Raw genomic sequence first — 14364 nt, forward strand, 5'->3', positions numbered from 1 at the left:
CAAACATTTTTTACAACATCTATAAGGCAACTAATTATCAGAGCCATCCGAATCTGTAAAAAATACATTTTATCAAAAATTATCGAAGAAACTTTTAGTTAAACAAATATGACATCTTGTCAGAATACAAAATTTAGTATTATCTTTGCTGACTCAAAAATACGAATGGCATTTTTATGGAAAAGGTAATTGACGAAAACAAACAAGGAACAAGCCTGATTTTAGAACAAAATCAGAAAAACAAAAAAAAGATGTTCATAGAAAGTTATGGATGTCAAATGAACTTTTCAGATAGTGAAATTGTAGCCTCCATTCTAACAGAACAAGGTTATAACACTACACAAAATCTAGAAGAAGCTGATTTAGTATTAGTAAATACTTGCTCTATACGAGACAAGGCAGAACAAACCGTTCGTAAACGTTTGGAACAATATAATGCTATAAAAAAAATCAATCCTACTATGAAAGTAGGTGTTTTGGGTTGTATGGCGGAACGTTTAAAGGAAAAATTCTTAGAAGAAGAAAAAATCGTAGATCTTGTTGTAGGACCTGATGCTTATAAAGACATTCCTAACTTATTAAGTGAAGTAGAAGAAGGTCGCGATGCAATTAATGTTATATTATCAAAAGAAGAAACTTACGGCGATATTCAACCTGTTCGTTTAAACAGTAATGGAGTAAACGCTTTTGTATCTATTACAAGAGGATGTGATAATATGTGTACTTTTTGTGTGGTTCCTTTTACTCGTGGTCGTGAGCGCAGTCGTGAACCACAAAGTATTATTGAAGAAATTCAAGATTTATGGAATAAAGGATACAAAGAAGTTACTTTATTAGGCCAGAATGTTGATAGTTATTTATGGTACGGAGGCGGATTGAAAAAAGACTTCGTTAAAGCCAGCGAAATACAAAAAGCAACAGCAGTTGACTTTGCACAGTTATTAGATATGTGTGCAACGCAATATCCAAAAATGCGTTTCCGTTTCTCGACTTCAAACCCGCAAGACATGCATATTGAAGTGATTGAAACCATGGCAAAACACCATAACATTTGTAAATACATTCACTTACCAGTTCAATCGGGCAGCACACGTATATTACAAGAAATGAATCGACAACATACACGTGAAGAATATTTAACTTTAGTTGATAAAATTTACGAAATCATTCCAGAAATTTCATTATCGCAGGATATGATTTCAGGTTTCCCTACTGAAACGGAGGAAGACCACCAAGACACATTAAGTTTGATGGAGCATTGTAAATATGACTTCGGATTCATGTTTGCTTATTCTGAAAGACACGGAACTTTAGCGGCTCGTAAAATGGAGGATGATGTTCCTGAAGAGGTTAAAAAACGTCGTTTGAATGAAATCATCGATTTACAACAAAAATTAGGGCTACAACGCACACAACGATTCATTGGACAAACGGTAGAAGTTTTAGTTGAAAAAGACTCTAAGCGCTCTAACCAACATTGGAGCGGAAGAAACTCACAAAACACCGTGGTTGTATTTCCTAAAGAAATTTACAAACCCGGTGATTTCGTTTTAGTAAAAGTAACCGATTGTACCGCAGCTACACTTATAGGTGAAGCCGTGGGATATTCAGAAATTATGCAGTAGCTAATAGCTAAAAGCCACAAATTTCACAAATTCACACAAATTATGGAGTTCTACAAGCAAGAAGAAAACTACAAGATAATTGGCATTTGCATGGAAGTTCATAGAATTTTAGGACCGAGCCTTTTAGAAATTGTATATAAAGATGCTTTAGAAATTGAATTTAGAGAAAATAATATTCCCTTTGAAAGAGAAAAAGAATTCACAATTGATTACAAAGGAATCATTTTGCCTCATAAATTTTATGCAGATTTCATAGTTTTTGATGAAATAATTTTAGAAATTAAATCCGCAAAAGAAATTAATAACGAACATATTGCACAGACTCTCAATTATATGAAACTTGCCGAAACACAACTTGGTATTATCGCAAATTTTCAAAACAAATCACTTGTTCACAAGAGATTAATACTTTAAAATTTGTGTGAATTTGTGGCTATTAAATTATGGAAAACGTTCAAAATATAAAACAACGATTCGAAATCATCGGTAACGACCCGAAACTTAACCGTGCACTTGAAAAAGCCATTCAAGTGGCACCCACGGATATTTCGGTATTGGTTACAGGGGAAAGCGGTGTGGGTAAAGAAAGTATTCCTAAAATCATACATGCTCTATCTCACCGAAAACATGGAAAATATATTGCTGTAAACTGCGGTGCTATTCCCGAAGGCACCATAGATTCTGAATTATTTGGCCATGAAAAAGGAGCATTTACCGGTGCTACCAATACACGTGAAGGCTATTTTGAGGTAGCTGATGGCGGAACTATTTTCCTCGATGAAGTAGGAGAACTTCCTCTTACAACTCAGGTTCGATTGTTACGTGTTTTAGAAAATGGCGAATTTATTAAAGTAGGATCCTCTCAAGTTCAAAAAACCAATGTAAGAATTGTAGCGGCCACCAATGTTAATATGCAAGAAGCTATTTCTAAAAGTAAATTCAGAGAAGATCTCTATTATAGATTAAGCACCGTTGAAATAAGCTTACCTGCTTTACGCGAACGAAAAGAAGATATTCATTTATTGTTTAGGAAATTTGCTTCTGATTTTGCTCAAAAATACAAAATGCCTCCTATCAAGTTAGAGGAGAATGCTGTACAATATTTACTAAAATACAGATGGGGCGGTAATATTCGTCAATTACGAAACGTGGCAGAACAAATATCCGTTCTAGAAGCCAATCGAGATATTTCAGCTAGCACCCTAATATCTTACATTCCTAGTGAAGGAAATAACTTACCTCAAGTTGTAGGTCAAAAATCTGACAGTGATTTTTCATCTGAAAGAGAAATTTTGTACAAAATTCTTTTTGACATGAAAGCGGACTTAAATGATCTTAAAAAATTAACTTTAGAACTGATGCAAAATGGAAGTTCGAAAGTACAAGAAGCCAATAAAAATCTGATTCAACGTATATATGGTCAAAAAGAAGAAACCAATTCATACTTTGAAGAAGAAACAAGACTTCAAAAGATTCCTAACACACCGCATATACAAGAAGAATTTGACGATGACGACGATTCTAACTATATTTTTGCAGACACTATTGAAGAGGAAGAAGACTCATTACGCTTAGATCAAAAAGAAATAGAATTAATTAAAAAAGCACTAGAACGAAATAAAGGAAAAAGAAAAGCAGCAGCTGACGAATTGGGTATATCAGAAAGAACACTGTATCGAAAAATCAAACAATTTGATTTATAAATTTCGAATTTTAGCTAAATCGTTAAAACAAAAACTCTATTTTTGAAAATAGATATTCATTATCAAAATGGTAAAATGGCTATAAACGGACTCTTTGTGTAATATAAATCTATTCATTTAACATCTAAACAAATTAACATTAAGTCTAATAAATATGAATGATTAATCAACATATATAAACCAAGTCAAACAAGCAAAGCAAACCATCTGTTAATGTTATAAGAATCAATTCTAAATATATGAAACCATTTAAACATATACTTTCACTTTTTTCCTTACTAATACTCTCTTCTTGTGGCCTCTATAATTTTACAGGCACAGGTAAAATAGATGCTAAAACGTTTCAAGTAAACACTTTTCAAAATGTTTCAGAACTTATTGAACCGGGAATAGAAAGAAAATTTACTCTACGACTACAGGATTTAATTCAAAACCAAACCAATTTAAATCTAACCAATACAAATGGTGACTTAATATATGAAGGAGAAATAGTTGATTATCGTATTAGCCCAATGACCGCTACCGCTAATCTAACAGCGGCACAAAATAGACTTTTGATTACTATTAATCTCCGCTTTTCAAACAAAAACAAATCAGAAGAAAATTTTGAAAAACGATTTTCTTTTTTTTATGATTATCCGGCAGCAGAACAATTAACAGGAGGCAAATTACAAACAGCCTTAGACGAAATATTTGAAAGAATCACACAAGATATGTTTAACGAAACCTTAGCTAAATGGTAGTTTATGAACACAATAGAACTTACCTCTTTATTAAACAATCCTAACACAATCACTCATACACAATGTAGTGAGTTAGAATCTGTACTTAAAGAATACCCCTATTTTCAAAGTGCAAGAAGCTTATATTTAAAAGGGTTACACATCCAAAATAATTTTAAATACAATACGGCTTTAAAACTTACAGCTGCTCATACTACTGACAGAACCGTACTATTTGATTTTATAACTAATAAAAATTTTGCACAAGAACTACATCTTACAGAAAATGCCTTATCATACGAGGAAGAAACTACAATACCTGAAAAGATAGCAAAACCAGCTCTTGAAACAGAGGAGCCCTCTATAAAAGAAGACATTCAATTAGCGCCTGATTTTTCAACAGCAGATGATTATACAAATCTAGAACTTGAAACACAAAATACTGTTTCCGATGAAGAGAAATTAGAACAATCTGTATTAAATTCAATTATGATTGCTAATGAAATAATAGAGGAAACAAACGATAACAAGACTACAGAAGAATCTATTTCATTAGAAAACCCATTGGAAAAATCTATTTTATCTTCTATCTCAGAATCCAATCAGCACAATGAAACTAAATTGGAGTTGGATCAATACAATTCTAACAAGATTGAAACGCCTTCTTCTATTACTCCTTCCATTAGAGAAAGAGTATCTTGGTTAGAGGATACTATAGATTCAGATCAAAAACAAGAAATAATAGAAGAAAACAATCTAATTGAACCTATTATCATATTAGATGATAATAAGACGCTTTCATTTCAAGAATGGCTGCTTTTATCTAAAACCAACCCAATTGAAAGACCTGAAAACATTCCCTTTATAGAAAATCAAGAATTGGTTTCAAAAGAAAAAGATCAAGATAATCAAATTATAATATCTAACAACTCTTTCGTAACAAATGACAATTCTAATGCAACAGAAAAAAAAGAGGACAATTCTAATTCTAAAATGGATTTAATTGATAAATTCATTCATAATAACCCTAAAATCTCACCTCCAAAAGACAATATTGCTGTTCCAAGTTATATAGCTAAAAAAAGCGATAGTCCTTATTTAATGACTGAAACTTTAGCAAAAATCTATTTAGAACAAAAAAAATACACAAAAGCTATACAAGCTTATGAAATTTTAATTTTGAAATATCCAGAAAAAAGTAGTTTATTTGCAGACAGAATTTTAGATATAAAAGATTTACAACAAAATAACAATAGATAAACAATGAGTACATTTACAATTTTCTTAGTATTAATCACTATAGTTTGTTTTTTATTAGTGGTGGTAATTATGGTACAAAATCCTAAGGGAGGAGGATTATCTTCAACTTTTGGAAGTTCGCAAATGATGGGTGGTGTTCAAAAAACAACAGATTTTTTAGACAAATCAACTTGGTATTTAGCTGGAGCCTTATTAGTACTTATCTTATTATCTAACTTAAGTTTTAATGGTACTAATAGTGACACTGGTTCTAAGCTAATTGATGAATCAGCTACTCCAGTTGCAATCCCAGCAGCATCAAGTACTGATAGTAAAGCTGCAACTCCAGCTACTCCTACTAAACCTGCTACAGAAGAAAAAAAATAATTTTCAATACTTTTTTAAAATGCCAGCCTGTCAGCGCTGGCATTTTTATTTTAACCAATTTTGACAGCTTTTACAGCTTGGCATAATTTCTGCAAAAATAGCTCCAGAATTTAATAACAATTAAAAACCCAAAAATAATTATGGCATTAAACATTAAACCACTTTCAGACCGCGTTATTGTGGAGCCAGCTGCCGCAGAAACACAAACAGCTTCTGGCATCATCATCCCTGATACAGCTAAAGAAAAACCTCAAAAAGGAATTGTGGTAGCTGTAGGAAACGGAAAAAAAGACCAACCTATGACGGTACAAGTTGGCGATACGGTTCTTTACGGCAAATATGCTGGAACTGATCTAAAATTTGAAAGCAAAGATTATTTAATCATGCGCGAGGAAGATATACTTGCAATTATCTAACAGCTTTAAGCCTTAAGCCTTAAGCAAATGAGAGATTTCAAAAAATACGATGTTTGGTAACTGAGTCATAGTTTTACTCTAAAAATTTATAAGGTAACTTCGACTTTTCCAAAAGAAGAATTATACGGCTTGTCAAGTCAAATAAGAAGATCTAGTTCTTCAATACCAACCAATATTGCAGAAGGTAGTGGAAGAAACTCAGATAAGGAATTCAATCAATTCCTTAATATTGCTTTAGGTTCTGCTTGCGAAACAGAATATCAGCTTATACTATCGAAAGATTTGGGTTATATCTCATTAGATAACTTTAATGAATTGGACAAACAAATCAATCATATTAAAAGTAAAATTTACAATTTAAAAAGAGCTTTAAGTGATACACTTTAGGCTCTAGGCTCTAAGCAAATAAAATTAATCACAATCACAGTAAAATAAGCATAAAGCTTATGGCTTATAGCTTATAACTAAAACAAATAAAATTAATCACAATCACAGTAAAATAAGCATAAAGCTTATGGCTTATAACTAAAACAAATAAAAAATGGCAAAAGATATAAAATTCGATATTGAAGCACGCGACGGTTTAAAGCGTGGTGTTGATGCATTAGCAAATGCAGTAAAAGTAACTTTAGGCCCTAAAGGTCGTAATGTAATCATTTCTAAATCGTTTGGTGCGCCTCACGTGACTAAAGATGGTGTTTCTGTGGCTAAAGAAGTGGAATTAAAAGACACTTTAGAAAACATGGGAGCGCAAATGGTAAAAGAGGTAGCTTCTAAAACCAATGATTTAGCAGGTGACGGAACTACAACGGCTACTGTTTTAGCACAAGCTATCGTTAAAGAAGGTTTGAAAAACGTAGCTGCGGGTGCGAATCCAATGGATTTAAAACGTGGTATTGACAAAGCGGTTGAGGCTATTGTTACCGACTTAGGAAAACAAGCTAAAGAAGTAGGTTCTTCTACAGATAAAATCAAACAAGTGGCTTCTATTTCGGCTAATAACGATGAAGTAATTGGTGATTTAATTGCTACTGCTTTTGGTAAAGTAGGTAAAGAAGGGGTTATCACAGTTGAAGAAGCAAAAGGTACAGATACTTACGTGGATGTAGTAGAAGGTATGCAATTTGACAGAGGGTATTTATCTCCTTACTTCGTTACCAATACTGAAAAAATGGAGGTAGAATTAGAAAGACCTTACATTTTATTATACGACAAAAAAGTATCTTCTTTAAAAGAATTATTACCCATTCTTGAACCCGTAGCGCAATCTTCAAAACCATTATTAATCATTGCTGAAGATGTAGATGGTGAAGCGTTATCAACATTGGTAGTAAACAAATTACGTGGTGCTTTAAAAATCGCAGCGGTAAAAGCACCGGGTTTTGGTGACCGTAGAAAAGCGATGTTAGAAGATATTGCTATCTTAACAGGTGGTACGGTAATTTCTGAAGAAAGTGGTTACACTTTAGAAAACGCTACCTTGGAAATGTTAGGTACAGCTGAAAAAGTGTCTATCGATAAAGACAATACAACGATTGTAAACGGTGCTGGTGACAACGAAATGATTAAAAATCGTGTGAACCAAATTAAAGCACAAATGGAATCGACTACTTCTGACTATGACCGTGAAAAGTTACAAGAGCGTTTGGCTAAATTAGCAGGTGGTGTTGCTGTATTGTACGTAGGCGCTGCTTCTGAAGTGGAAATGAAAGAGAAAAAAGACCGTGTAGATGATGCTTTACATGCAACTCGTGCTGCCGTAGAAGAAGGTATCGTTGCTGGTGGTGGTGTTGCTTTATTAAGAGCAAAAGCTGCTTTAGCTGACATTAAAGCTGAAAATGCAGACGAAGCTACAGGTATCCAAATCGTAGCTCGTGCTATCGAAGCGCCTTTACGTACTATCGTTGAGAATGCTGGTTTAGAAGGTTCTGTAATTGTTGCTAAAGTTGCTGAAGGTAAAGAAAACTTTGGTTACAACGCTAAAACAGATGAGTATGTAGATATGTTAGAAGCGGGTATCATTGACCCTAAAAAAGTAACTCGTGTAGCGTTAGAAAACGCAGCATCGGTTTCTGGAATGATTTTAACTACTGAGTGCGCTTTAATCGATATTAAGGAAGAAGCTCCAGCTGGTGGAATGCCAATGGGTGGTGGTATGCCCGGAATGATGTAATCATTTTTATAGACAAAACACAAAGCCGCTCTTTCGAGTGGCTTTGTTTGTTTAAAAATCATATTATTTAATTCTTCTCGCGTTTTCGTCAATCTCCTTCCCTTTAAACTCTTCTTTTTAATTTTTCCAAAAGAATATTTTATTGCTATAGAAAATAAATTAGAATCTGTATAATAAACCCCTTTTGATGTAATATTATTAATAGTTAAGTTTTCATTATAAGTAACTTTTCTAAAAATATCATTATAACTTAGGGTACAATCAAATTGCTTGAAAAAAGTTTTAGAAATAGCCAAATCGAAAGTAACCAACCCATTTCTATCGAAAACACCTTCCTTTCTTGATGTCATTCCCCAACTTGTCAATGACATTTCAACTTCTTTTGGAAGTTTAAAAATATGATTCGTATAAAAATACAAATAAGGTTTAGATTCATTTACAACTGAAAGGGCATCTTCAACTTTGTTAAGAATTCCGCTTAGAATAGTGGTTGAAGACCATTTTTTATATTCAAAAGGTAGTACAAGTTCAAGATTAAACCCTGATTCTTTTTGAAAATTTTCGGTCTGAAATCTAAGCAAATTTTGATTTTTATTATAATCAACAGCAAAATAGACAGGATTTTTTATAAAATTATAACTCATTTTCAGAGTTTTATCTTTGAACTGATAACCAAGAGTTAACGCATCCGTAATTGTTGGATCTATATTTATATTATTATTCCAAACAAGATATGGATTTATATAAGTTGATAATTGACTTGCTAAAGAGAAATTAGGTCTTGTAATACTTTTAGCATAATTAAAACTAACAGTGTTTGTACTATCAATAGCGAATTGAACATCAAGTTTTGGAAAAAAATTAGTGTAGTTTTTATCAATTAACAAATCTTTTTCTGATGCATTTTTTCCTTTAGCATTAGTATTTTCCATTCTTATGCCAAAAGAATAATTGATCTTTTTATATTCCCCTGACAAATTAGAATAAAAAGCCATATTAGCTTCTTTATAATTATAGTCTGTTCCTGAAACCGAACTAGTGTTCAAATTTTCTATTCTAGATAGGGTTCTAGGATTTGCTTTCAGATATAATCCTCCTAATTCTAATTTCATTTTATTTTTAAACTCTTTTTCAAAATCAAAACGAGTAGAATATACTTCTATAGCTACATTTTGATTTCTATTTTGTGTTAACTCAAATTGAGTTTGATTATAGTTGTTTGAAATCAAACTTTTAATTTCTTGAGCAAAATTTGAATACTGACAACCAAAAAACAATTTACCATTAATACTCTTGATTTTATGATTGTAGTTTAAAAACCCATTTGCAAAATTTCTATCTTCATTATTAACATTTATAGTATTGATTGAATTTACATCCAAACCCTGCTGATTATACGTATCTGTAACGATATCAAAATTATCTTTTTGGCTTCTTCTGCTCACATTCATTGAAAAGTAATCATCTTCATTAATCTTATAAAAAAAACCTCCACCATAAATAAATTGAGGTCTATTTGTAATTGCGGTGACCCAATACTTTGATTTTATATCATAATCTGGAATAGTAAAATCATTTCCATTTTTTTCCCAAACTTTTAATTGATTGTAATTAAAATTGATTTTGCATTCAAACCTACCCTTCTTAATTCCTGAATTAATTCCGAAATAATTATTAAATCTTCTTTGAAACGAAGCATTTTCAGTCACATTAATTTTAAAACCGTCTCTTTTACTAATTCTTCTAGCGATCAAAATTACAACCCTACCATTTGCTTCATATTTTGAAGAAGGATTTTCTATAATTTCGACTGTTTTTATATCTTCTACAGATAATGAGTTCAAATCATTTATTTCTGCCCTTTGATTATCGATATAGATAAGTGGACTTCCTTTTCCAACAACTGTAATTGACTCTTTATTTGAACTTACTTGAATTTTAGGAAGCTTTGCTAATAAATCGATAGAATTAGGCACGGCATTAAAAATAGAATTAGCAACATCAATTTTGATATTGCCATTTTTATTTTCAATGGCTATTTTTTCTTTCACTATTTTAATTTCTTCCAATTTTTTCGTCTCTTCTTGACTAAAAAGAGGTTGAAATGATAGGAACAATGCTATAACAAAAAACAAATTCTTACTCATAGTTTTAAATTTGTCACAAAATTGATTCAATATTTTTCTATGAGAGTTAATGGAGCGTTAATGCAAGGTTAAAATCGAAAAATCAGATTATTTAGTTTATTTTTGAAAATGTTTTGAGACCTATGAAGCAAAAAATTAACCTTTTAATTGTTTTTTCATCCATAATATTAATTGTCTTAATTGCAATGCAATACTATTTGGTTAAAACTTCCTATGAATACAAAGTGGAACAATTTCATATGGAAGTCAAAGAAAAAATTTCTAAAATTACAAACGACTTTACTGACATAGATTCAAGTCTAGTACAAAACAGTGAGTCGCATAACTCAACTCTTTTAAAAAACTACATCAGTAACAAAAACTTCAAATATCACTTTAAAGAAAAATTCTTAGCTAATCCACAACGTAGTTTATTAACCGCTTTATTAGAGAAAAAAATTAACCTTGAATTTCCCAAAAACAAAATTCAATTTGCTGTCATTTCTAATAAATGTATTGTTCTTAAGTCTAATCAAAAAACTGACACAATATTTTCTAAAGAAGCAAGTATTCAAAACATCTCATTTGGAAATCTTACTTCACTAAAAGATGCTTTCCCTGTGCGTAACTATGTTGCAACAACTAATGGCAACTATAATCACAAGCTACTTTCTGAATACACTTTATTTGTTTCGGTAAAAAATTGGGAGTTTATAATCCTAAGAAGGATGGCTACCATCTTAGTATTTTCAATACTTTGTATCGTCATTTTAATCTCATTGTTTGTCATTACTCTAAAAGCTCTAATCAAACAAAAAAAAGTAAGTGATGTTAAAACCGACTTTATCAACAATATCACACACGAATTAAAAACACCCTTAACTACATTATCTGTTTCCACGAAAATGTTAGAACGAAAAGAGATACAGGAAAACAAAGAAATTTTGAATTCTCTTTTGCAAACAATCAATCGTCAAAATGTTCGTTTACAAAACCTCATTGATCAAGTGTTATCCAATTCGTTAGGATATGAAGAAATTGAGCTTCAGAAAGAGAACTTAAAAATAAATTCTTTTGTACAAACTATTATTTCTGATTTCCATCTTACCTATCCGAATATCATTATTAATTCAAATATAAATACAAAAGAAACCACGCTGTTTTTAGATAAATTCCATCTAACTACAGCCCTAAACAATGTCTTAGAAAATGCAGTAAAATATGGTTGCAAAAACATAACAATAACAACCTCTCTTAAAAATGGAATTTTCAACATAAGTATTACAGATGACGGAATTGGAATTGCTAAGGATAAACAATTGCTATTATTTGAAAAGTTCTATAGAGTAGAACAAGGTAACCTGCATAACACAAAAGGTCTTGGTTTAGGCTTATATTATGTAGATCAAATCATAAAGGCTCATAAAGGCACAATAAACGTTGTAAGCGAATTAGGGAGAGGAGCTTCATTTACAATCGCTATTCCTTGTACATAATATGAAGAGAATCCTTTTAGCCGAAGACGATTTTGATTTTGCTAATGTTCTAAAACAATATTTAGAACTCTATTCCTTTGAAGTTACTTGTGCCAATGATGGACAAGCAGCACTAGATTTACTAAAAAATGGAACCTTTGATATTTGTATCTTAGATGTAATGATGCCCAAAATGGACGGATTCACTTTGGCCGATAAAATCATTACAATAAATCCAGAAATACCATTCGTATTTTTAACTGCAAGAAATCAAAATGAAGATAAAATCAAAGGATTAAAACTGGGAGCCGATGATTATATTGTAAAACCATTTGAAGTAGAAGAATTGGTTTTAAGACTAACAAACATTCTCAAAAGAACTAGTAAAAAAGAAACATCTGAAGTAAAAAGAGACATACTCAAAATAGGAAATTATTCATTTTTAGTCAATCGATTTGAATTAAAACTAGATAATAAAACGCAACAACTTACTGAGAAGGAAGCTTCATTATTGCTATATCTTTTTGAAAATAGAAACCAATTACTGAAAAGAGAACAAATTTTAAATGCTGTTTGGGGAAACGATGATTTCTTTTCAGGCAGAAGTATGGATGTTTTTATTAGCCGACTTAGAAAATATTTTAAAGACGATTCATCAATAAAAATTGAAAGTATTCGGAATATCGGGTTAGAATTTAAAGTTTTGTAAATAGAAAAACTACTTTAATAAAAAACACTAATTTATGCATTACAAACTAATCTTACTATTAATAAGCTTTACTTTTATTTCTTGCAAATCAGACTTTAAAAAAAAGAAGGTAGTAAAAACCAAGCATTACGAACTAACCATAGCTCCGCACTCAAAAGCAACATTGATTTTGTTCCCTTGCTTCCCTTGCGATATCGAACACACCAAAAGCGAAGCGAAATTTTTAAAAGATTTGGATAAAGAAGGCATCTCAACGCTTTTAATGGATTTCAACCAAAAACTCTATTTATCAGAAGCTGAGAAAAAAACGTACTCGCAAATGTTAAATCAAATTTTTAACGAAAATCAATTGGATAAAAATCATATTTATATGGGTGGTTTTTCAAGTGGCGGTAATGTTTCTTTTATCCTTTCCAATTATCTTATAGCTACAAAAAATGCCTTAAAACCTCAAGGTGTTTTCGCAGTCGATTCGCCTCTTGATGTAGAACGATTGTATCAAAATGCTAAAATCGACCTTAAAAGAAATGTAAATAACGAAGCAATCGAGGAAGGTAAGTTTATAATACAACTGCTTGAAGAAGAATTAGGTAAACCAGAGCAGAATATAGCTAAATACGAGAATTCCTCACCGTACACTATATCCACGCATACGACCAACAACATTTTTCATTTAAAAGATATCAAAATACGCTTTTACTACGAACCTGCACTAGCCTACCATAAGAAAGATTCAGGTAGAGAATATGAAGAATTAAATGCTTATCAATTAGCGGAAACACACAAAGCCTTAGAAAATTTAGGTTCAAAAAAATCAGAATGCATTAGTACTAAAAACCGAGGTTATCGTGCTGATGGCACAAGAAACCCGCATCACCGGAATTTGGTCGAAAGACAAGATTTGATAAACTGGATATTGGATAGAAAATAAACAACTAAACATATAACCCAAAAATGAAAGACTTAAATTATTTCATTGACAAATATAAAGAGCAATTAAACAAAGGCGATATCCAAGAAGCCTATGTAGGACTTGTTAAATATATCACTGGACTTAGAAACTATTTATCAAACAACATCGGAGACACCTATTCTTTCGGTAGTATTTTTCAAGGTTATATGGACTACACCTATTTTTATTACACAAACGACTTTTTAAAGGAACGAAAACTAAAAATGGGACTTGTATTGAATCATCCTAAAATGCAATTTGAAATTTGGTTATTAGGACGAACGATTCCAATTCAAGAAAAACATTGGGAATATTTCAAATTAACTAAATGGAATAAAAACAGAATAACGAAACCACAGTATTCCATTCTTGAAGCGATTTTAATTGACAAACCAAACTTTAACGACCTAGAAAAACTAACTAAACAAATAGAAGAAAAATTAATCTCTATTACTGATGAAATAATTGAGGATATAAATTCAAATACATAGATATAGATTCAAAAAACATTGACATTGAGATTGATAACAAACTCCAACTTCTAAACTTCTGATTTTTTATGTAGATTTGAGTTTTACAACAAGTATATAAGAAATTTCAATTTTCATACAAAGATTTACGATGCGTATATAGGAAATTACGGTGCACATATAAAGATTTACGATGCGTATATAGAAAATTACGGTACGCATATAAAGATTTACGGTGCGTATATAGGAAATCACGGTACGTATATAAAGATTTACGGTGTGCATATAAACTTTTACGGTGCCTATATAGAAAATCACGATGTGCATATAATGATTTACGATGTGTATATAGAAAATTACGGTACGT

At 31.4% G+C, this 14364-nt stretch carries 13 protein-coding genes and 1 pseudogene; 13 read left to right on the forward strand and 1 reads right to left on the reverse strand.

The genetic code is table 11. The features are described 5' to 3' along the window. Positions 1 to 176 precede the first annotated feature (176 nt). The 9 genes from miaB to groL all read left to right on the forward strand — a co-directional run bounded on the left by miaB (position 177) and on the right by groL (position 8265). On the forward strand, positions 177 to 1625 hold the full coding sequence (gene miaB / locus JJC05_RS05330) for a tRNA (N6-isopentenyl adenosine(37)-C2)-methylthiotransferase MiaB (protein WP_235878488.1): 1449 nt from the start codon (positions 177 to 179) through the stop codon (positions 1623 to 1625). A 42-nt stretch (positions 1626 to 1667) separates the two neighbouring features. Next, on the forward strand, positions 1668 to 2039 hold the full coding sequence (locus JJC05_RS05335; protein ID WP_235878490.1) for a GxxExxY protein: 372 nt from the start codon (positions 1668 to 1670) through the stop codon (positions 2037 to 2039). A 29-nt stretch (positions 2040 to 2068) separates the two neighbouring features. Further along, positions 2069 to 3328, forward strand: coding sequence for a sigma-54 interaction domain-containing protein (locus JJC05_RS05340; RefSeq protein ID WP_105196148.1), 1260 nt, complete (start codon positions 2069 to 2071; stop codon positions 3326 to 3328). 239 nt (positions 3329 to 3567) lie between these two features. Further along, the gene (gene lptE / locus JJC05_RS05345) at positions 3568 to 4071 is read left to right on the forward strand and encodes an LPS assembly lipoprotein LptE (RefSeq protein WP_105196147.1); all 504 of its coding nucleotides are present in this window, start codon (positions 3568 to 3570) and stop codon (positions 4069 to 4071) included. Positions 4072 to 4074: 3 nt separating this feature from the next. After that, a complete protein-coding gene (locus JJC05_RS05350; RefSeq protein WP_235878491.1) occupies positions 4075 to 5310 on the forward strand; it encodes a tetratricopeptide repeat protein in 1236 nt (411 codons plus the stop codon). Between the two features lie 3 nt (positions 5311 to 5313). Beyond that, positions 5314 to 5676 (forward strand): preprotein translocase subunit SecG, encoded by a 363-nt coding sequence (secG, locus tag JJC05_RS05355; protein ID WP_105196146.1) that lies wholly within the window; start codon positions 5314 to 5316, stop codon positions 5674 to 5676. Between the two features lie 140 nt (positions 5677 to 5816). After that, the gene (locus JJC05_RS05360) at positions 5817 to 6092 is read left to right on the forward strand and encodes a co-chaperone GroES (RefSeq protein ID WP_088392486.1); all 276 of its coding nucleotides are present in this window, start codon (positions 5817 to 5819) and stop codon (positions 6090 to 6092) included. An 84-nt stretch (positions 6093 to 6176) separates the two neighbouring features. Continuing rightward, the gene (locus JJC05_RS05365; protein WP_374226352.1) at positions 6177 to 6479 is read left to right on the forward strand and encodes a four helix bundle protein; all 303 of its coding nucleotides are present in this window, start codon (positions 6177 to 6179) and stop codon (positions 6477 to 6479) included. 154 nt (positions 6480 to 6633) lie between these two features. Continuing rightward, positions 6634 to 8265: a chaperonin GroEL gene (groL, locus tag JJC05_RS05370; RefSeq protein ID WP_235878492.1), complete on the forward strand. Its 1632-nt coding sequence runs from the start codon at positions 6634 to 6636 to the stop codon at positions 8263 to 8265. A gap of 194 nt (positions 8266 to 8459) precedes the next feature. Here the strand turns inward: groL and JJC05_RS16730 are convergent. Beyond that, positions 8460 to 10412: pseudogene (locus JJC05_RS16730) on the reverse strand (TonB-dependent receptor domain-containing protein); the annotation flags it as partial. A 122-nt stretch (positions 10413 to 10534) separates the two neighbouring features. On the opposite strand from JJC05_RS16730, the gene JJC05_RS05375 reads away from it, so the two are divergent. From JJC05_RS05375 to JJC05_RS05390, 4 genes are read left to right on the forward strand one after another with little or no spacing between them, the layout of a single operon-like run. Beyond that, a complete protein-coding gene (locus JJC05_RS05375; RefSeq protein WP_235878493.1) occupies positions 10535 to 11887 on the forward strand; it encodes a sensor histidine kinase in 1353 nt (450 codons plus the stop codon). Position 11888: 1 nt separating this feature from the next. After that, positions 11889 to 12575: a response regulator transcription factor gene (locus JJC05_RS05380; RefSeq protein ID WP_235878494.1), complete on the forward strand. Its 687-nt coding sequence runs from the start codon at positions 11889 to 11891 to the stop codon at positions 12573 to 12575. A 34-nt stretch (positions 12576 to 12609) separates the two neighbouring features. After that, positions 12610 to 13506: a hypothetical protein gene (locus JJC05_RS05385; protein ID WP_235878495.1), complete on the forward strand. Its 897-nt coding sequence runs from the start codon at positions 12610 to 12612 to the stop codon at positions 13504 to 13506. Between the two features lie 23 nt (positions 13507 to 13529). Next, positions 13530 to 14018, forward strand: coding sequence for a DUF7000 family protein (locus tag JJC05_RS05390; protein WP_235878496.1), 489 nt, complete (start codon positions 13530 to 13532; stop codon positions 14016 to 14018). Positions 14019 to 14364: the final 346 nt, after the last annotated feature.

The sequence above is a fragment of the Flavobacterium davisii genome, from assembly GCF_019565505.1.
Taxonomy (GTDB): domain Bacteria; phylum Bacteroidota; class Bacteroidia; order Flavobacteriales; family Flavobacteriaceae; genus Flavobacterium; species Flavobacterium davisii.